The sequence below is a fragment of the Pacificoceanicola algae genome, from assembly GCF_049341065.1.
GTDB lineage: Bacteria > Pseudomonadota > Alphaproteobacteria > Rhodobacterales > Rhodobacteraceae > Pacificoceanicola.
This window is the reverse complement of sequence record NZ_JBMPIX010000002.1, coordinates 1-19,454: the sequence shown is the minus strand read 5'-3', so window position 1 is coordinate 19,454 and position 19,454 is coordinate 1. Positions and strand designations below refer to the sequence as shown.

The following is a 19,454-nucleotide window of genomic DNA, read 5'->3' as shown; positions in this document are numbered from 1 at the left end:
GTGTGCATTATAAAGCATATTCCGAGTCGCCTTTGACAAGTGTGGACTCGCAGGCCGGGGGTGCGTTGCTTTTGGAGGAGGGCGCGCGCCGCATACCCGGGTGTCGAGTTGCGAACGGGACATTTCCGGGCACGCCCCGGTCTCTGGGAGGAAAGCATGACAGACAATCAGAACGCGGCGCTCTATTTTGTGGACCGCCACGTCGCCGAAGGCCGGGCGGACAAACCCGCCTTTCGAGAGGCGGCAGGGCAAAAACGTCAGATAACCTATGGTGAGCTTTCCAAGCGCAGCGATTTGGTGGCTGGGGCCTTTGCCAACAGTGAAATCCGCCCGGAAGAGCGTGTCGCCTGCATCATCCTTGACCAGATCGAATACCCCGAGATTTTCTGGGGCGCGCTCAAAGCCCATGTGGTGCCGATCGCGCTGAACACGTTGCTGGCGACGCCGGTTTATGACTTTATCCTGAAAGACAGCCGGGCGGCGTGTCTGATTGTCAGTCACGAATTGCTGGACGTGGTGCTGCCTGCCGCGCAGCAGGCGCCGCACCTGCGCAAGATCGTTGTCATCGGCGGCGAAGCGCCCGAAGGCACCATCAGCTATGACGATTTCATGCAGGACGCCGAGCCGCGCGCGACCGCACAGGTCAGCGAGGATGAATGCGCCTTCTGGCTGTATTCGTCCGGGTCGACCGGGCAGCCCAAGGGCGTGCGCCATGTGCACGGCGCGCTCAAGGCGACTTCGGACACCTATGGCGCGCAGGTTCTGGGTATCCGCGAGGATGACACGGTGTTTTCGGTGGCCAAGATTTTCTTTGCCTACGGACTTGGAAACGCGATGACTTTTCCGATGGCGGTGGGGGCGACGACGGTTCTGTTCAATGGCCGCCCGACGCCGGATGTGGCCGTCGAGATCATCGAAAGGGAAAAGCCGACGATTTTCTGCGGTGTACCAACACTTTATGCCGCGACTGTCGCCTATCTGGAAAAACACGGTGTGCCAGTGGCCAATATGCGCCTGTGCATTTCTGCCGGTGAAGCCCTGCCCACCGAGATCGGCAACAAATGGCATGACCTGTGGGGCGTGGACATTCTGGATGGCGTGGGCAGCACCGAGATGCTGCACATCTTCCTGTCGAACGCGCCCGGCGATGTGGTCTATGGCACCTCGGGGCGTCCGGTTCCGGGGTACGAGCTGCGCTGCGTCGATGAGAACGGCGAGGAGATCAAGCCCGGAGGCGTAGGAGAGCTGCTGGTGCGCGGCGCCAGTGCCGCCGAGGGCTACTGGAACAAGCGCAGCAAAAGCCGCGCGACGTTCGAGGGGGAATGGACCCGCACCGGCGACAAATACGAGATCACCGAGGACGGCCGCTTTGTCTACTGCGGGCGCACCGACGATATGTTCAAGGTCTCGGGCATCTGGCTGTCCCCCTTCGAGGTCGAACAGGCGCTGATTGCCCATCCCGGTGTGCTTGAGGCCGCCGTTGTGCCGATGCGCGACAAGGATGATCTCGAAAAACCCAAGGCCTATGTGGTGCTGAAAGAGGGCGCGGATCGCGATGCCGTGCTGGCCGAGCTGAAGGACTTCGTCAAAGAGAAGGTCGGCAAATGGAAATACCCCCGCTGGATCGAAGTGGTCGAAGACCTGCCGAAAACCGCAACCGGCAAGATCCAGCGCTTCAAGCTGCGCGAGCCGGAGGGCGCATGATGTCCTTTGACTGGAGCGCGCCCAAGGGGTTTGTCACAGCGGGCGGAAAGGCGCTTGAGTATCAGTGCTTTGGCCCGGCGCCGGACAAGGCGCCGACGATCGTTCTGTTGCACGAAGGGTTGGGTTGCGTCGCGCTGTGGCGAGACTTCCCTGCGGCCTTGGCCAAGACCACCGGCTGGGGCGTCTTTGTCTATTCACGCGCCGGTTATGGTCAGTCTGACCCGGCCGATTTGCCCCGACCGCTGGACTACATGGTGGAAGAGGCGCAGCAGGTGCTGCCCGATCTTCTGGACGCCATCGGGTTTCAGCGCGGCGTCTTGATGGGCCATTCCGACGGCGCGACCATTGCCGTGGAATACGCCGGCGGGGTCGAGGATTTCCGCGTGCGCGGTCTGATCCTCATGGCGCCGCATTTCTTTACCGAAGCCATGGGGCTGACCGAGATTTCCGCCGCAAAACAGGCTTATGACAATGGCGATCTGCGTGATAAACTGAGCAAATATCACAAACATGTGGACAGCGCCTTTCGTGGTTGGAACGACAGCTGGCTGCACCCCGATTTCAACGCCGCACTTGTGACGGATGCCATCGACTACCTGCGCATTCCGACACTGGCGATCCAGGGCCGGGGCGATCAATACGGCACGCTAGCGCAGGTTCACGAGATCGAAGAGCGATCCTACGCGCCGGTGGATGTCGAAATTCTGGAGGATTGCCGCCACGCGCCGCAGTTCGATCAGCCGGACAGGGTGCTCGCGGCGGTGGCCGAGTTCTGCACCCGTCTGGAACGGATCGAAAAGGCCAAGGTCGAGGCAGCCTGAGCCGTGAATGATTGGCGCCCGCCCCATGCCTATGTTCCGGGGCAGACGCCGCGCCACGATGACGCCCTGTTCGAGCCGTTCAAGCAGGTTGCCGAGCCGTTGGAACAAAGCCTCGCGTGGCAGATGGGGCTGCGGTTTCTGGACGAGGGTTTTTATTGGGAAGCGCACGAGCTGCTTGAAGCCGTCTGGATGGCCGCACCGGCAAATTCCGGGCAGAAATGTCTGGTGCAGGGCGTGATTCAATTGGCCAATGCGCGGCTCAAGGCGCGGATGGGCAAGGCGAATGCGGTCGCGCGGTTGCTGAAACAGGCGCGGACGCTGATGGACGAGGGCTTTGCCCGGAGTGGTGCGCCGCTGATGGAGCTTGGCGAAAAAGATGCAGATCGAATGTACGAAGAATCACTGGTGATTTGTGCAATATAGTGCATAAATCTGTATGTGTATGATTTAAAATGGCAAATGCCTTCACCGGAAGGCTTGATTGCAGGAATTATAATGCTACTTTAGCTTCAAATGACGGCGAAAGTGCATTATAGTGCGCCTGATAGGATCTAGGAGACCCGGCAAATGACCAAGCGTATCGACTTTCAGGTGGACCCGTCGTCCTACAAGCATTGGAAGGTAGAGTATAACGGCCCCGTCGCCAGTCTCATCATGGATGTGGACGAAAACGGCGGGCTGTTCGAAGGCTATCAGCTCAAGATGAATTCTTACGATCTGGGGGTCGATATCGAGCTGGCGGACGTGGTGCAGCGGATGCGCTTTGAGCACCCCGAGGTCAAGGTTGTGGTGATGAAGTCGGCCAAGGACCGGATCTTCTGCGCGGGCGCGAACATCCGCATGCTTGGCGGCGCGGCCCACAGCCACAAGGTGAACTTCTGCAAATTCACCAATGAGACGCGCAATACCTTTGAGGCCGCGGAAGAGGACTCGGGCCAGAAGTACGTGGCCGCGGTCAAGGGCGCCTGCGCCGGGGGCGGGTACGAGCTGGCGTTGGCCTGCAACCATATCTTTCTGACGGACGACAGCAGCAGCGCCGTGTCGCTGCCCGAGGTGCCGCTGCTGGCGGTGCTGCCCGGCACCGGCGGTCTGACCCGCGTCACCGACAAGCGCAAAGTGCGCCGGGATCGGGCGGATATCTTCTGCTCGACCGAAGAGGGGGTGCGCGGCAAGCGTGCGCAACAGTGGAACCTTGTGGACGAGGTGATCCCCAACTCCAAATTCGACGATGTGGTCGAAGAGCGCGCCCGCGAATTCGCGGCCAGTTCCGTCAAGCCGAATGTGGACAAGGGCATCACTCTGACCCCGCTGAGCCGCAGCTTTGCCGAAGATGGCAGCGTGACCTATTCGACGGTCGAGGTCGCGTTGGACCGCGAAGGTCGCAAGGCCACGATCACCCTCCACGGCCCCAAGGAGGACGCCCCCGCCGATATGGAAGCCTTCACCGCACAAGGCGATCAGGCCTATATGCTGCGCCTCGCCCGCGAGTTGGATGACGCCATTCTTCATCTGCGCCTGAATGAACCTGAACTCGGTCTTCTGGTCTTCCGCACGCAGGGCGATCCGGCGCTCTATGCCGCCCACGAGGCGCTGTTGATGGAAAACTCGGATCACTGGCTGGCCAATGAAGTTCTGAAATACTGGAAGCGCATCCTGAAGCGTGTGGATGTCACCTCGCGCTCGATGGTGGCGCTGGTGGAACATGGCTCTTTCTTCACCGGCATTCTGGCCGAACTGCTGTTTTCCGTGGATCGCAGTTATATGATGGAAGACGAGTTCGAAGGCGACAATCGCCCCACCGCCGCCATCACGCTGACCGATGCAAACTTTGGCCCGATGCTTATGGGCAATGGTCTGACCCGTTTGGAAACCCGCTTTCTTGGAACGCCTGAGGCGGTGGAAAAGGCCAAGGAAAACAAAGGTGGGGCGCTGGAAGCTGAAGAAGCAGATGAACTGGGCCTCGTGACAATGATCCTTGATGACATCGACTGGGAGGATGAGATCCGGATTTTCATGGAAGAACGCGCGAGCTTTAGCCCCGACGCGATGACAGGGATGGAGGCAAACTTGCGATTTGCTGGTCCTGAAACTATGGAAACACGGATCTTCGGCCGGCTGACAGCTTGGCAGAACTGGATTTTCAACCGTCCGAACGCGGTTGGTGCGGATGGCGCTTTGCAGCGCTACGGCACCGGGGTGCGCGGCGATTATAATATGGAACGCGTTTGACACCGGTTTCTTGAAAAGAAACCGAACCGGAAACTTTCAAAGTTTCCGGCCAACAGGAGGAAAACTCAATGCTCGACCTGATCAACGTCAGCTATGACACCCAGATCCCCAACAACGTTGGGTTGTCCAGTGACCGCAAGGTTTTGAAGGCGCTGGAAAAATGGCACCCCGGATACATCAACTGGTGGAACAAGCTGATCCCGCAGAACTTTCAGGAAAGCATGGTCTATTTGCGCACGGCTGTTTCAGTTGACCCAAAGGGCTGGGCCAAGTTCGACTATGTGAAGATGCCGGAGTACCGCTGGGGTGTTCTGCTGGCCCCGCAGGTCGAAGACCGCCGTATCCCCTGCGGCGAACACAAGGGCGAACTGGCCTGGCAGGAAGTGCCGGGCGAGTACCGCAACATGCTCAAACGCCTGATCGTGATCCAGGGCGATACCGAGCCGGGCTCGGTCGAGCAGCAGCGTTTTCTTGGCCTCACCGCGCCGTCCCTGTACGACATGCGCAACCTGTTCCAGGTTAACGTCGAAGAGGGACGTCACCTTTGGGCGATGGTCTATCTGCTGCAGAAATACTTTGGCAAGGACGGCCGTGAAGAGGCCGATGAACTGTTGATCCGCTCCTCGGGCTCGGAAGAAGCGCCGCGTATGTTGGGTGCGTTCAACGAAGAAACGCCGGACTGGCTGTCCTTCTTCATGTTCACCTATTTCACCGACCGCGACGGCAAGATGCAGCTGGAAAGCCTTGCGCAGTCCGGCTTTGATCCGATGTCGCGCACCTGCCGCTTTATGTTGACCGAAGAAGCGCATCACATGTTTGTCGGGGAAACCGGTGTCAGCCGGACCATTCAGGCGACCTGTGCGGCGATGAACAAGGCTGGCATCACCGATCCCTATGATGTGGGCAAGATCCGCGATCTGGGTGTCATCGACCTGCCGACCATCCAGAAAAAGCTGAACTTGCACTACACGCTGTCGCTGGATCTGTTCGGGCAAGAGGTCTCGACCAACGCCGCCAACGCCTTCAACGCCGGGATCAAGGGCCGCTATATGGAAAGCCGTCTGGACGACGATCACCAGCTCAAGGACGACACCTATACCGTCTGGGACTTCGAGGATGGCAAGGCCGTGCAAAAGCAGGTGCCCGCCCTGACCGCGATCAACATGCGTCTGCGTGACGACTATACGCGGGATGCGGCTGGCGGTGTGGGCCGCTGGAACAAGGTGATCGAGAAGGCTGGGATCGACTTTGCCCTCAAGCTTCCGCACGAGGCCTTCCACCGCCAGATCGGCGTCTTCTCGGGCAAGAACTTTGACCCGGATGGCAACCCGATTTCCGGTTCGGATTATGACGCCAAGATCAACCAGTGGCTGCCGACCCATGCGGATGGCGACTTCATCGCATCTCTGATGAAGCCGGTCTATGAGCCGGGCAAATACGCCAGCTGGATTGCCGCGCCCAAGGTCGGGATCGACAACAAGCCGGGCGATTTTGAATACGTCAAACTGCACATGGCATGATGCCCAAGGGTCGGGGCGGGGCGGTATTTTCTGCGAAAATATTGCTCCGCCTTGATCCGCCTCAAGGAAACACCGGCGAAAGGCGTTACCCTTTCGCCTGCGAACAAGACCCGGAGGAGACCGCCTGATGCAAAGTGATCGCAGGATTGGCCACGCGCCGCGCACCGCCGCGATGGGGCAGGAGCTGACCACCATTCAAGGACCGTGCATTGGCTGCAAGGGTTGTCAGGGGCTGTGCCAGGCGCTGATCGAGGCCATTTCGGTCCCGGATGTCATTCTGAACCGCGACGGCTAGCCGCGCATTTCGCGGCCCGCAATTCTTTGCATCCCCGCGCCGGTTCGGTGCGTCTCTTCCCCTTTGGAACCGGAAAAGCTGGAAATGAACAAACCTGTCAAACAGCATCTGATCGACCCGGAAATCTGCATCCGTTGCTACACCTGCGAGATGACCTGCCCCATCGGCGCCATCCAGCACGACGACAACAATGTCGTTGTTGATCCGGACATCTGCAATTTCTGCATGGACTGCATTCCCGTCTGTCCGACCGGCAGCATCGACGAATGGCGCGTCGTCGCCACGCCCTATTCGCTGGAACAACAGTTCGAGTTTGAGGAGCTGCCCGAACAGGAAGAGCTTGAAGGCAGTGCCGATGGCAATCTCGAAGCGCTGGACGATGCCATGGCCGCCCTTCTGGCCGAGGCGCACTCTGGCGCGGGCGGCAAGTCCAGCGCGCCCAAATCGGCGGCCAAACCATCGGTGAACCTGTACAATCTGGGCAAACCCGCGACCGCCAAGGTGCAGGGCAACTATCGCCTGACAGATGATCCCAGCCATGACGTGCGCCATATCATCCTTGATTTCGGCGGTCAGCCGATGCCCGCGCTGGAAGGTCAGAGCATCGGGATCATTCCGCCCGGGCAGGACGCCGAGGGCAAACCGCACCTGCCGCGGCTCTATTCGGTCTCCAGCCCGCGCGATGGCGAACGCCCCGGCTACAACAACGTGTCGCTGACCATCAAGCGCGAAGAAAACGGGCTGTGCTCCAACTACGTCTGTGATCTGAAACCCGGCGATGAGGTGCAGGTGACCGGCCCATTCGGCGCCACCTTCCTGTTGCCGGACGACCCCGAGGCGCGGTTGCTGATGGTCTGTACCGGCACCGGGTCGGCGCCGATGCGTGCCTTTACCATGCGTCGCCAGCGCACGGTTGGTGGCAAAAGCGGCGGCATGACCATGTTCTTTGGCGCCCGCACGCCGGAATCTCTGCCCTATTTTGGCCCGTTGAAGAAAATCCCCGCGGCGCTGCTGGACAAACATCTGGTCTATTCGCGCGGCGAAGGGCCCAAGGAATACGTGCAAGACAGGATGATGGTCGAGGAGGACAAGGTCGCCGATCTGATCGCGGACCCCAAGACCCACATCTACATTTGCGGCTTGCGCGGCATGGAGGAGGGGGTTGAAAAAGCCCTGACCAACATTGCCGAAAGCATCGGCCAACAGTGGGTCGCCATGCGCGACGTGATGCGCGAAGAGGGCCGCTATCACGTCGAAACGTATTGACGCGGGGAAGAAACCGGTAGGGTCGCCCCCGACATCGCTTTCATGAAAGGAAATACAATGGCCGCCTACGTTCTGGTCCATGGGGTCTGGCACCCCCGCCTGTCGGAAAAGGCGGGCCTCTCTGGCTTTGTCGCAATTCCCGGCGGTCACGAGGTCTGCGCTACCAACCCCGCCAGCCCGGCGGCCAAGATGATCGACGCGGGCCGTGACTGAGCGCCCGTCAACAGCCTACCCGCACGAGATCCGCGTCACCTGGGGGGACTGCGATCCGGCCAGGATCGTTTACACCGCGCGCATTCCGTGGTTTGCGCTGGATGCCATCAACGCCTGGTGGGAAGACCACGTTGGCGAGGGCTGGTACCAGTTCGAGATCGACCGCAACATGGGCACGCCATTTGTTCACATGAGCCTTGATTTCCGCAGCCCCATCACGCCGCGCCACCGCTTGATCTGCCACACTTGGCCGGAAAAGCTGGGCGAAACCTCGATTGCTTTCCGGATCGAGGGCGAACAGGACGGCACGCTGTGTTTTGAAGGGCGCTTTGTCTGTGTGTTCACCGTCGCCGACAGTTTCAAAAAGACCCGGCCACCGCAGGATATCCGCGAGATCGTGACCCCGCATTTGCCCAAGGGTGCATGAAAACGCCACAGGCTTGGTATTTTTGGATCAGAAGCGATTGCCTCGGCGCATATTCCTTATACACTGTGCATTATAGTACATAAAGATGCAGGCCATGGCAGAGATCACATCCTTCAGCGGCAAGACCACATCGGTCGATGGGCAAAGCCTGATCGACATTGCCGTGGCCGACCTGATGGCCCGCGTCGGCGAACGTGTGCGCAAGGCGCGCGAACGCAAGGGCATTCCGCGCCGTGTGCTGTCCGAGATGTCGGGCGTGTCGCCGCGCTATCTGGCGCAACTCGAAAGCGGCGAGGGCAACATATCGATCGGCTTGCTCAAGCGGGTCGCGGTGGCGCTGGATTACCGCATCGAATGGCTCGTCGGGCAGGATGATCCCTTTGGCTCCGAGGTCATGCAGGTGGCCGAGATGTTCCGCACCGCCGACCGCGGCACGCAACAGGCCGTGCTGCGGGCGCTGAGCACCGAACCAAGCCGCTGCCAGCGGGCCGGGCGCATTTGCCTTGTGGGTCTGCGCGGTGCCGGAAAATCGACGCTGGGCAAGCTGGCAGGTGAGGCGCTGAACCTGCCCTTTGTTGAATTGAACAGGGAAATCGAGCTGACCGGAGGCATGCCGGTCGATGAGATCATGGCGCTCTACGGACAGGAAGGCTATCGCAAGCTGGAGGCCGATGCGCTGGACCGGATCGTGGCCACCTATGATCGGCTGATCCTGGCCGTGGCGGGGGGCATCGTCGCGGAACCGACCACCTACAACAGCCTTCTGGGCCGCTTTCACACGATCTGGCTCAAGGCCTCGCCCTCGGAGCACATGGACCGGGTGCGGGCGCAGGGCGACACCCGCCCGATGGCGGGCAACCCCGAGGCCATGGCGCAGCTGCGCTCGATCCTGCAAAGCCGCGAGGCGCTGTATGAACGGGCCCATGCGCAACTGGATACCTCGGGAGCCACGGTGCAGGACACCCTCAAGCGTTTGCAAAGCCTGATCCACGAACAGGGCTTTCTGAACTGACCCTATATAAGAGGACCCCCTCATGAGCGTTACGTTCCGCCGCATCGGTGCGGCCGCCATTGTCGAATTGGACAATCCCCCGGTGAATGCCATTGGCCTGACCACGCGCGAGGGGCTTCAGGCGGTGCTGGACAGGCTGGCGTCGGAAGAGGGACTGCAACGGGTGATCCTGACAGGGGCGGGGCGCACCTTTGCCGCTGGGGGCGATGCGCGCGAATTTGATGGACCAGCCGTTGCGCCGCATTTGAACGACATCGTCAACCAGATCGAGGCAAGCGAGATCCCGTGGATCGCAGCGATCAACGGTGTGGCGCTTGGCGGGGGCTGTGAACTGGCCTTGGCCTGCCGCTACCGGATCGCCAAACCTGGCGCGCAGATCGGCCTGCCCGAGGTCGGTCTTGGCATCGTGCCGGGCTCGGGTGGCACGCAGCGCCTGCCGCGCCTGATCGGCATGACCGCAGCGCTCGAGATGATCCCGACGGGCAAACCCGTCACCGCCGAGCGGGCCGAACAGCTTGGCCTGATCGACGGGATTTCCGACGACCCGATGGAGGTGGCGCTGCATCTGGACGAAGGCTCGCTTGAGCTGGCCTTGCCGGTGCGCGATATGCCGCGCCCCGAACCGCGCCCGGAAAAGGTGGCCGAGGCCCGCGCGCTGGCCGCACGAAAGATGGCGCAGCAGATCGCGCCGCAGCGGGCGATAGATCTGATCGAAGCCACCGCCACGCGGCCTTTCCCCGAGGGTTTGCGCGAGGAACGCGACTGTTTCCTGACCCTGCGCAGCGGCGAACAGGCCCGTGCCCTGCGCCACATCTTTTTTGCCGAACGCGCTGCCAAGGCGCCAGACTGGATCAAGGCGGACCCTTTGCCGATCGACCATATCGCCGTGGTTGGCGGCGGCACCATGGGGGCCGGGATCGCCTATACTTTGCTCAATGCCAGGCTGAAGGTCACGCTGCTTGAGATGGACAAGGAGGGCGTGGCGCGGGCCCAGGACAACGTCGCAAAGATCATCTCCCAAAGCCTCGAGCGCGGACTGATCTCGGACGCAGAGGCTCAGGAACGCCGCGCCCGGTTTGTTGCCAGCGCGGAATACTCGGCGGTGGCGGCCTGCAGTCTTGCCATCGAGGCGGCTTTTGAAAGCATGGAGGTCAAGCGAGAGGTTTTTGGCAAGCTGGAGGCGGCCATGGCGCCGGACGCGATCCTTGCCACAAACACGTCGTACCTTGATCTGGATGAGATCGCCGAAACTGTCGCTGAACCGTCCCGCGTGCTGGGCCTGCACTTCTTTGCGCCTGCCCATATCATGAAGCTGCTGGAGATCGTGAAAGGCGACAAGACTTCGGAAGCGGCGCTGGCCACCGGCTTTGCCCTTGCCAGGAAACTGCGCAAGATCCCTGTGCTGTCCGGGGTTTGCGACGGCTTCATCGGAAACCGCATTCTGGCGCGTTACCGCGAGGCGGCCGATACCGTCTTTATGGATGCCTCGACCCCCTGGGAGGTTGACGAGGCCATGGTGAATTTTGGCTATGCCATGGGCCCCTACGAGGCGCAGGATCTGTCCGGTCTTGATATCGCTTTTGCCAACCGCCGAAGACAGGACGCCACGCGCGATCCGAACCGGCGTTATATTCCGATTGCTGACCGTATGGTGGAACTGGGGAAACTGGGCCGCAAGACCGGGGCGGGCTGGTATCGTTACCCGGGCGGCAACGGCAAGGTCGAAGACCCCATCGTTGCCGATCTGGCGCTGGAAGAGGCGCATTTCGCCAAGATTACCCGCACCGAGTACAGCGAAGAGGAAATCCGTGATCGCCTGCTATTGGCGATGATCAACGAGGCTGCCGATATCCTGCACGAGGGCATTGCCGCCTCGGCCCGCGACATCGATCTGGTCACGGTCTTTGGCTATGGCTTCCCGCGCTGGCGCGGCGGCTTGATGCACTTCGCGGACACATGGGGCGTGCCGGACATCGTCGCCCGTTTGCTGGAGCTGGAACAAGAGGACCCGGTGGTCTGGAAGCCCTCGCCGCTGCTGTTGTCCTGCGCGGAGCAAGGCAAAACGCTGGCTGCGGTATAAGGCCAGCTAGGTCAGTTCAGGTCTTCGAGCAGTCGACCGTGCCGCCGGGTTTCTTTCAGCACATTGCCAAAGGTCTTCAAGCCTTTCGCTTCCAGCATCGGCAACATGTGGACCAGAACCTCGGCGGTGGCCTGCGCGTCGCCAAGCGCCGTGTGGCGCAGCTCGGGCGGGATGGTGATCGAAAGCCGGTCGCACAGCGCGTCCAGCGTGTGGGTCTGCGAAGCGCCGAACAGCACCGCGGACAGCAACACGGTGTCAAGGATCGGGTGATCCCACTCGACCCCCATCCGCGCCTTGTGGCGGTGCAGAAAGGCCATGTCGAACGGCGCATTGTGGGCGACGATCACGCTGCCGCGGGCGAAGTTGTGAAAGCGGCGCCCGGCCTCGGCGATATCGGGTTTGCCGGTAACCATGGCATCGCTGACATGGTGCACCTTGGTCGAGGCGGGCGGGATCGGGCGGCCGGGGTTGACCAACTGGTCGATCCGTTCGCCCTGTGTGATCCGTCCATTGACCACGCGCACCGCGCCGATCTGCACGATCTCATCCTTGTGGGGCAGCAGGCCCGTCGTTTCGGTGTCAAAGACCGTATAGGTCAGCCGGCGCAGCGGCAGCTCTTCGAAGGGGGCGGTTTCGCGCCCCTCCAGCAGATCGAAATCGTAGACGATGGGGCGGGCGGCCTCGGGGGCGATTTCCACATGGGCGGCGTCGATGATCAGCATATAGCCGCCGCCCTGCATCGGTTTCATCCGCGCGTCATAGCTTTGCACACCGTCCACGCCGTGGGCGGTGAAGGTGGTTTCCTTGCCGGTCTTGTGAACCCGCTTCAGCGCGGTCCCAAGCGACTTTTCGGTGAAGTAATCGGACAGTTGAGCATTCAGGCGCGGCACATGGATCTGCGAGAGGACCTCGGCGGCCTGCCCATCGTACAGCACGATTTGCCCGTCGGCGTTCACAAGGATCGTGGCTACCGGGATTTCCGTGAGAAGGGCGGTCAACTGGGCCTTTTCCGCCGCAAGCCGCTCGGTCGCGGCGGCCACGTGCTGGGCGGTGGACATGGCGGTGTCGGACAGGGCCTGACTGACCGCGCTGGCCGCTGGCGCCAGATCGCCAAGATAGCGGGCGGTGTCGGCATCGACCTTTGTGGCGACGCCAGCATGCGCCCCGGCACGCAGCCCGGCGGCAAGTTTCTCGATCGGTTTGGCGACGTTTTCGTCAAACAGTAACCAGATCCCCGCCGTCAGCCCAAGCAGGAAGAAGGCCGAGAGGATCGCGGCGAACAGGAAGGCGCCGGATGCCCCGGCCTCGGCCACGCGGGCATGGCCCAACCAAAGCGCCAGCATGACCAAAGCGGTGCCGCCCAGCCCCAGAAGGACGAAGAACAGAAAAATGCGCAGACGCAGGCTGAGATGTTCCATGGCTCACCCCTTGTCGCAAACGGTTTCCACGACGGGATCGTCGCTGCCGACATCGCGCCAGACAGGGGCTGATCCATCTCCCAGGGTCGGATCGGCGCGGCGCCCGGTGGCGCAGTCGACCATGACCTCGACCGATGTCACCGGCCGCCAGCGTCCAAAGAAATAGAGGTCGGCCAGCCAAAGCTGATCGGACTGGGTGTTGGGCCGCAGGCGCGCTGTGTCCACAGCGACAAAGCGGTTGGTCATCGGGACTACATAGGTCCATGGTCGCCAGAACGCCCGCTGCTGCACCGTCTGCGCCACTTCCATCCCATCGGGCAGGGCGCTTTCTGTGCGGCTGTACCAGCTGTATTCATTCGTGATGGCCGCGGCCAGCATGGTGACACCCGCAGCGGCGGGGATCATCCAGCGCGGAATGCGCCCGCCTGTGCCCTTGGACAACATCAGCATGATGCCCGCGCCGGCAAACCCGGCCACGAAGACGGCGATCAATTCCAGAAACATTCTCTTCTCCCCCCAGATGCGCGGCGATCAGCCAAGCATCCCTTTTCCATGTCCCACCGCGGATTGCAGCGATTTCACCACGACAAAGGCATCGCGCAAATGACTTCGCTCAAAATCCGACAGGCTGGACGGCGCAAGATAATTGTTCGGCGCGCTGCCTGCCTTGATCTGCGCGGCCTGATGTTCCAGCCGAGTTTCGGCGATCAGATCGTAGGCGTCCAGCAAATCGCGCCCGCCGGTCTGGCTGAGCACCCCGGTGCCTTGCGCGGCCTCAAGCCGGGCGCGGGTATTGACGGCGCTCAACTGTCCCTGAAGTGCATAGACCCGCCCCAGATCGACCACCGGCACCACACCGTTGTGTTTCAGATCCAGCGTGTTCTTGTGTTCGCCCGAGCGGATGGTGGCAAAGCCGCGCAGCAGACCCAGCGGCGGCATGTGTTTGAGCGAGTTCGAGATCATATGCGCCACGAAGATTGAATTCTTGGAGGCAAGCCGCAGCGTTTCCTGCTGAAGGTCCTGAAACAGGCTGGTCGTGCCGCCAATAGGGCGCAGGTCGAACATGACCGAAGCCAGCATCTGTGCTTCGGGCGAAGGCTTGCCGACCCAACCCTGGAAATAGGTGCGCCAGATGCTGACCGGCTGGCGCCAACGCGGGTTCGACGCCATCATGTCGCCGGGACAATAGACATAGCCGCAGGTGTTCAGCCCGTCGCAGACGAACTTTGCCAGATCGGCGAAATAGCCCTTGTCCTCTTCGGTCACCGCATCGTCGAGCATCAGGCAATTGTCCTGATCCGAAACGCCGGTCTGTTCCTGCCGTCCCTGCGATCCGCAGGCCAGCCAAAGATACGGCACGGGCGCGGGGCCGAATTTCTTTTCGGCCAGTGCCAGCAGGCGGCGGGTGGCTGTGTCGGCGATGTCGGTGATCAGCCGCGTGACGACTTCGTGACGGTTGCCGCCGCCGACCAGTTGCACCAGCAGTTGCGGGATGCGTGCGGTGACCTTGGCCATGTCAGCTGCGCTGCCCGCACGGGCAATCTCGGACACCAGCTCGGCAGAGGTCATGGCCTGAAAACGGGTCAGATCGGTCTGGGTGACGATGCCCACCAGCTTGCCGCCTTGGGTGACGGGAACATGGCCGATGCGCCGTTCCATCATCATGTGCAGCACGTCCGATCCGATAGAGGAGGGCGCCAGCGCCAACGGATTCGCCGTCATGATCTGGCTGATCGGCGTGTCATAGGGCAGGGCGCCTGCCACCACCTTGCCGGAAATGTCGCGGATCGTGGCAATGCCTTTCAGCGCCTCGCCCTCGGTGATGCAGATCGAGGACACGTGCCGGTCCTTCATCGCCTGCGCCGCCTCTTGCACGGTGGCGCCGGGCGCGCAGGTCAAGGGGCTGCGGGCCATCAGGGTCTCGACCGGGCTGGTGGCCAGATCGGGGCGCTTGGGTTTGGGTGTGCGCGAGTGGTCAAAGAATTTGGCGGCGGCGGGCTCGGTCTCGACCAGCCGCAGAAAGGCGGATTTGGGCAGAACCAGCAGCATCGTATCCTCAAGCGTGCGGGCCGAGGTCACCGCGATCCCGTCGCGGGCAAGGCCGCGTTCGCCAAAGGAATTGCGCGGACCCAGAACCGAGATTTGCACATCGTTCTGATCGCGCACCTCAACCGCTCCGGAATGGATCAGGTAGAGCCCCTCAAGCGGTTGACCCTGCCGATAGATATCCTGACCGGCGGCCATGCTTTGCGGCCGAAAGGCGGGCATCAGGTTTTTCAGGGCCTCCTGGTCCAATGCGTCATAGGGGTGGACGGCGGACAGGAACCGGGACAGGGCAGCGTGATCGAGGGACATTGTCATTCCTTGAAAAGAAAAGTCCCGCCCCGGATAAACCGGGACGGGACAAAAGCGAAGGGCAGGGCTGATATGAAATCAGCCCTGCGCATGGGTCAGTGACCGTCCACGGCAGTGCCAGCGCCGCGCGGCACGCGGACCGATTCCACCAGTTCTTCGATATCGCGCGGGATCGGGGCGGTCATCTTCGACACGGTGAAGGCCACCGCGAAGTTGAGTACCGCGCCCACGGCCCCGAAGGAGGTCGACTTGATGGTGCCCAGAAGCGGGTCAGCATCGGTGAACGAGTTGGTGCCCGGAATGAACATCCAGCCCTTGTGCAGGAAGATGTAGACCAGCGTCACCACCAGACCGGTGATCATGCCTGCCACAGCGCCCTTGCTGTTCACCTTGGTAAAGATGCCCATCATGAGAACCGGGAAGATCGACGCCGCCGCAAGGCCAAAGGCCAATGCCACGGTCTGCGCCGCAAAGCCCGGAGGGTTGAGACCCAGGTAGGTGGCAACACCGATGGCCACGGCCATGGCGATCCGGGCGGACATCAGTTCTTTCTTCTCGCTCATGTCCGGGGTGAACTGGCCTTTCAGCAGGTCATGCGACACAGCCGAAGAGATGGCCAGCAGCAGACCGGCAGCGGTGGACAGCGCAGCGGCAAGACCACCCGCAGCAACCAGGCCGATAACCCAGCTGGGCAGGTTTGCGATTTCCGGGTTCGCAAGAACCAGAATGTCGCGGTTGAAGTTGGTCAGCTCGTTTTCAGAACCCCAGCCAGCCGCTTCCATGGCTGCCTTGGTTTCGGGATTGGCGTCGTTGAAATAGGCAATCTTGCCGTCACCGTTCTTGTCGTCCCAGCCAAGCATCCCGGTTTTCTGCTAGGTTGCCATCCAGTCGTACTCCGGATTGGTGGCGATGGTTTCGACGGAGACCGGCTCACCTGTGGCGCCATTCGGCCAGAACTGTTGGGTGATGTTCAGACGCGCCATGGCACCAACGGCAGGAGCCGTCAGGTACAGCAGCGCGATGAAGACCAGCGCCCAGCCCGCCGACCAACGTGCGTCAGACACCTTGGGAACGGTGAAGAAGCGCATGATAACGTGCGGCAAACCAGCGGTACCGATCATCAGGCTCAGCGTGAACAGAACCATGTTGAAGGTGTCGCCATTGTGCGCGGTATATTCGCCAAAGCCCAGTTCGCGAACGATCTGGTCCAGCTTCATCAGCAGCGGCTCACCCGAGGCGGCGTGGTCGCCAAACAGGCCAAGAGCCGGAATGGGGTTGCCGGTCAGCTGCAGCGAAATGAACACGGCCGGAATGGTGTAGGCCATGATCAGAACGACATACTGGGCAACCTGCGTATAGGTCACGCCCTTCATGCCGCCAAACACCGCGTAAGCGAAAACAACGACGGCACCGATCAGCAGACCCGTGGTGTTCGACACCTCGAGGAAGCGGCCAAAGGCCACGCCCACACCCGTCATCTGGCCGATCACGTAAGTGGTCGATGCGATGATCAGGCAGATCACGGCCACAAGGCGCGCGGTCGGGCTGTAGAAACGGTCGCCGATGAACTCGGACACGGTGAATTTGCCGAACTTGCGCAGGTAGGGGGCAAGCAGCAGAGCCAGCAGAACATAGCCGCCGGTCCAACCCATCAGGTAGGTCGAGTTGTCATAGCCGGTAAAGGCGATCAGACCCGCCATCGAGATGAACGAGGCCGCCGACATCCAGTCAGCCGCCGTCGCCATACCGTTCATGACGGGGTGAACGCCGCGGCCAGCCGCATAAAATTCCGATGTGGAGCCCGCACGGGCCCAGATCGCGATGCCGATGTAAAGCGCGAAAGACGCGCCCACAAACAGCAGGTTGATGGTAAACTGATCCATGATCACTCCTCCTCGACGCCGAATTCACGGTCGAGCTTGTTCATCCGGAACGCGTAGAAGAAAATCAGCGCCAGAAAGACAAGGATCGAGCCTTGTTGTGCCACCCAAAAACCAAGGTCAGATCCGCCGATCATCACGCCCGAGAACATCGGGCGCAGCAGGATGCCAAAGCCAAAGGGAACGATCGCCCAAATGACGAGCGAAATCAGAATGATACGCACGTTGGCAGCCCAATAGCCCTTGTCGGCTTCGGCCTGCGCAGCAGCGCTGTGAGATGTTTGATCCGCCATGATGCGGGTCCTCCTCTTCCTCCGTTAACCCCCCACCCGGAGGGGCGCGAAGCCACCGCGCGCCTACGCGGTGGCCGTTTTTACGATCGCGGCCAGATCGGCGGCGATTGTCTCGATTGCGCCCATGGCATCGACGCGGCTCAGCGCGTTCTGCTTGGCGTAATAGTCGATCAGGGGGGCGGTCTGCGCGTGGTAAGCCTCAAGACGGCTGGCCACGGTTTCCGCATTGTCGTCGGCACGGCGTTTGAAGTCGGTGCCACCGCAGGTGTCGCAAACGCCTTCCGCATTTGGCTGCTTGAAGCTGTCGTGATAGCCTTCACCACAGGAACCGCAGGTATAGCGGCCCGCGATGCGCGTTACCATTGCGGCATCTTCGACATCAAGGCTGATGGCGGCGTTGATCCGCGCGCCATTTTCGACCAGCAGCCTGTCCAGTGCCTGCGCCTGCACCGTGGTGCGGGGAAAGCCGTCAAGGATGACGCCCTTGGCACAGTCTGCTTCGGCCAAACGGTCACGCAGGATGTTGATCACGATCTCGTCGCTGACCAGATCGCCCGCTTCCATCACCACCTTGGCGGCTTTGCCTGCCTCGGTGCCTGCGGCCACGGCGGCGCGCAAAAGATCGCCCGTCGACAGCTGGACCAGACCGAACTTGTCCTCAAGCATCCGCGCCTGCGTGCCCTTCCCGGCGCCCGGAGGGCCAAGAAGGATCAGAACCGCGGCGGCGGTCGGGGTGTTGCTTCCGTCCATCGCTCAGGCCCCCTTGTTCATACGGTTGTCGATGAGGTCATCGACGACGGTTGGGTCTGCGAGGGTTGAGGTGTCGCCGAGGGCGCCGTAGTCGTTTTCGGCGATCTTGCGCAGGATGCGGCGCATGATCTTGCCCGAGCGGGTTTTCGGCAGGCCCGGGGCCCATTGGATCAGGTCCGGCGAGGCGATCGGGCCGATCTCGGTGCGGACCCAGGTGCGCAGTTCCTTGCGCAGATCCTCGGTCGGCTCGACGCCGTTCATCAGGGTGACGTAGCAGTAGATGCCCTGGCCCTTGATCTCGTGCGGGTAGCCGACGACCGCCGCTTCGGCGACCTTTTCGTGGGCGACCAGCGCCGATTCCACTTCGGCGGTGCCCATGCGGTGGCCGGACACGTTGATCACGTCATCGACGCGGCCAGTGATCCAGTAATCGCCATCGGCATCGCGGCGGCAGCCATCACCCGAGAAGTAATAGCCTTTGTAATCAGAGAAGTAGGTCTTCTCAAAGCGCTCGTGATCGCCCCAGACGGTGCGCATCTGCCCCGGCCAGCTGTCCTTGATGCAGAGCACGCCCTCGGTCGGGCTCTCGTGGATTTCCTCGCCCGATTGCGGGTCGAGCACCACCGGATGCACGCCAAAGAACGGCTTCATCGCCGCGCCCGGCTTGGTCGCATGGGCGCCCGGCAGCGGGGTCAGAAGGTGGCCGCCAGTCTCGGTCTGCCACCAGGTGTCGACAATCGGGCAGCGGCCGCCGCCCACCACGTCGTTGTACCAGTTCCAGGCCTCGGGGTTGATCGGCTCTCCGACGGTGCCGAGGATTCGCAGCGAGGATAGATCGCATTTCTCGACGAATTCGGTGCCTTGGCCCATCAGCGCGCGAATCGCCGTTGGCGCGGTGTAGAACTGGTTGACGCGGTGCTTTTCGCAGACCTGCCAGAACCGGCTGGCGTCCGGCCAGGTCGGCACACCTTCGAACATCAGCGTCGTGGCGCCATTGGCCAAGGGCCCGTAAACAATATAGGAATGCCCGGTGACCCAGCCGACGTCGGCGGTGCACCAATAGACGTCGCCGTCTTTGTAATCAAAGGTGACCTCGTGGGTCAGGCTGGCGTAAAGCAAATATCCACCGGTTGAGTGGACCACGCCCTTGGGCTGCCCGGTCGAGCCGGAGGTGTAGAGGATGAACAGCGG

17 protein-coding genes and 1 pseudogene are annotated in these 19,454 nt (G+C 61.7%); 11 read left to right on the top strand and 7 right to left on the bottom strand.

Going from position 1 to position 19,454, the window contains the following annotated elements; all coding sequences use genetic code 11:
• Positions 1 to 156 precede the first annotated feature (156 nt).
• The 11 genes from ACOYQJ_RS02660 to ACOYQJ_RS02610 all read left to right on the top strand — a co-directional run bounded on the left by ACOYQJ_RS02660 (position 157) and on the right by ACOYQJ_RS02610 (position 11,567).
• Positions 157 to 1,704, top strand: coding sequence for a benzoate-CoA ligase family protein (locus ACOYQJ_RS02660; protein WP_422904462.1), 1,548 nt, complete (start codon positions 157 to 159; stop codon positions 1,702 to 1,704).
• Positions 1,701 to 2,525 (top strand): alpha/beta fold hydrolase, encoded by an 825-nt coding sequence (locus ACOYQJ_RS02655; protein WP_422904461.1) that lies wholly within the window; start codon positions 1,701 to 1,703, stop codon positions 2,523 to 2,525. The genes ACOYQJ_RS02660 and ACOYQJ_RS02655 overlap by 4 nt, the downstream gene beginning before the upstream one ends.
• A 3-nt stretch (positions 2,526 to 2,528) precedes the next feature.
• Entirely contained in the window at positions 2,529 to 2,948 is a 420-nt protein-coding gene (locus ACOYQJ_RS02650; protein WP_422904460.1) for a DUF309 domain-containing protein, read from the top strand.
• A 144-nt stretch (positions 2,949 to 3,092) separates the two neighbouring features.
• Positions 3,093 to 4,754 carry a 2,3-epoxybenzoyl-CoA dihydrolase gene (boxC, locus tag ACOYQJ_RS02645; protein WP_422904459.1) on the top strand — a complete coding sequence of 554 codons (1,662 nt, stop codon included), beginning with the start codon at positions 3,093 to 3,095 and terminating at the stop codon, positions 4,752 to 4,754.
• Between the two features lie 68 nt (positions 4,755 to 4,822).
• Positions 4,823 to 6,274 (top strand): benzoyl-CoA 2,3-epoxidase subunit BoxB, encoded by a 1,452-nt coding sequence (gene boxB, locus ACOYQJ_RS02640; RefSeq protein ID WP_422904458.1) that lies wholly within the window; start codon positions 4,823 to 4,825, stop codon positions 6,272 to 6,274.
• Between the two features lie 127 nt (positions 6,275 to 6,401).
• Positions 6,402 to 6,569: a hypothetical protein gene (locus ACOYQJ_RS02635; protein ID WP_422904457.1), complete on the top strand. Its 168-nt coding sequence runs from the start codon at positions 6,402 to 6,404 to the stop codon at positions 6,567 to 6,569.
• 84 nt (positions 6,570 to 6,653) lie between these two features.
• Positions 6,654 to 7,835, top strand: a complete 1,182-nt coding sequence (boxA, locus tag ACOYQJ_RS02630; RefSeq protein ID WP_422904456.1) for a benzoyl-CoA 2,3-epoxidase subunit BoxA — start codon at positions 6,654 to 6,656, stop codon at positions 7,833 to 7,835.
• A gap of 57 nt (positions 7,836 to 7,892) precedes the next feature.
• On the top strand, positions 7,893 to 8,048 hold the full coding sequence (locus ACOYQJ_RS02625) for a hypothetical protein (RefSeq protein WP_422904455.1): 156 nt from the start codon (positions 7,893 to 7,895) through the stop codon (positions 8,046 to 8,048).
• Complete coding sequence (locus ACOYQJ_RS02620) at positions 8,041 to 8,475, top strand: acyl-CoA thioesterase (RefSeq protein WP_422904454.1); 435 nt, start codon at positions 8,041 to 8,043, stop codon at positions 8,473 to 8,475. The genes ACOYQJ_RS02625 and ACOYQJ_RS02620 overlap by 8 nt, the downstream gene beginning before the upstream one ends.
• 94 nt (positions 8,476 to 8,569) lie before the next feature.
• Positions 8,570 to 9,487, top strand: coding sequence for a helix-turn-helix transcriptional regulator (locus ACOYQJ_RS02615; RefSeq protein WP_422904453.1), 918 nt, complete (start codon positions 8,570 to 8,572; stop codon positions 9,485 to 9,487).
• A gap of 22 nt (positions 9,488 to 9,509) precedes the next feature.
• Positions 9,510 to 11,567 (top strand): FAD-dependent oxidoreductase, encoded by a 2,058-nt coding sequence (locus ACOYQJ_RS02610; protein WP_422904452.1) that lies wholly within the window; start codon positions 9,510 to 9,512, stop codon positions 11,565 to 11,567.
• An 11-nt stretch (positions 11,568 to 11,578) separates the two neighbouring features.
• Here the strand turns inward: ACOYQJ_RS02610 and ACOYQJ_RS02605 are convergent, their stop codons facing one another.
• The 7 genes and pseudogenes from ACOYQJ_RS02605 to ACOYQJ_RS02575 all read right to left on the bottom strand — a co-directional run.
• Entirely contained in the window at positions 11,579 to 12,985 is a 1,407-nt protein-coding gene (locus ACOYQJ_RS02605) for a 3'-5' exonuclease (protein WP_422904451.1), read from the bottom strand.
• A gap of 3 nt (positions 12,986 to 12,988) precedes the next feature.
• The gene (locus ACOYQJ_RS02600) at positions 12,989 to 13,489 is read right to left on the bottom strand and encodes a hypothetical protein (RefSeq protein WP_422904450.1); all 501 of its coding nucleotides are present in this window, start codon (positions 13,487 to 13,489) and stop codon (positions 12,989 to 12,991) included.
• Between the two features lie 27 nt (positions 13,490 to 13,516).
• On the bottom strand, positions 13,517 to 15,340 hold the full coding sequence (locus ACOYQJ_RS02595; protein ID WP_422904449.1) for a DUF294 nucleotidyltransferase-like domain-containing protein: 1,824 nt from the start codon (positions 15,338 to 15,340) through the stop codon (positions 13,517 to 13,519).
• Between the two features lie 95 nt (positions 15,341 to 15,435).
• Positions 15,436 to 17,223, bottom strand: a pseudogene (locus ACOYQJ_RS02590) (sodium:solute symporter family protein).
• A 2-nt stretch (positions 17,224 to 17,225) separates the two neighbouring features.
• Positions 17,226 to 17,513, bottom strand: coding sequence for a DUF4212 domain-containing protein (locus tag ACOYQJ_RS02585; RefSeq protein ID WP_422904448.1), 288 nt, complete (start codon positions 17,511 to 17,513; stop codon positions 17,226 to 17,228).
• A 63-nt stretch (positions 17,514 to 17,576) separates the two neighbouring features.
• Positions 17,577 to 18,263 (bottom strand): adenylate kinase, encoded by a 687-nt coding sequence (locus tag ACOYQJ_RS02580; protein ID WP_422904447.1) that lies wholly within the window; start codon positions 18,261 to 18,263, stop codon positions 17,577 to 17,579.
• Positions 18,264 to 18,266: 3 nt separating this feature from the next.
• On the bottom strand, positions 18,267 to 19,454 hold a 1,188-nt coding region (locus ACOYQJ_RS02575; RefSeq protein ID WP_422904446.1), incomplete at its 5' end, for an acetate--CoA ligase.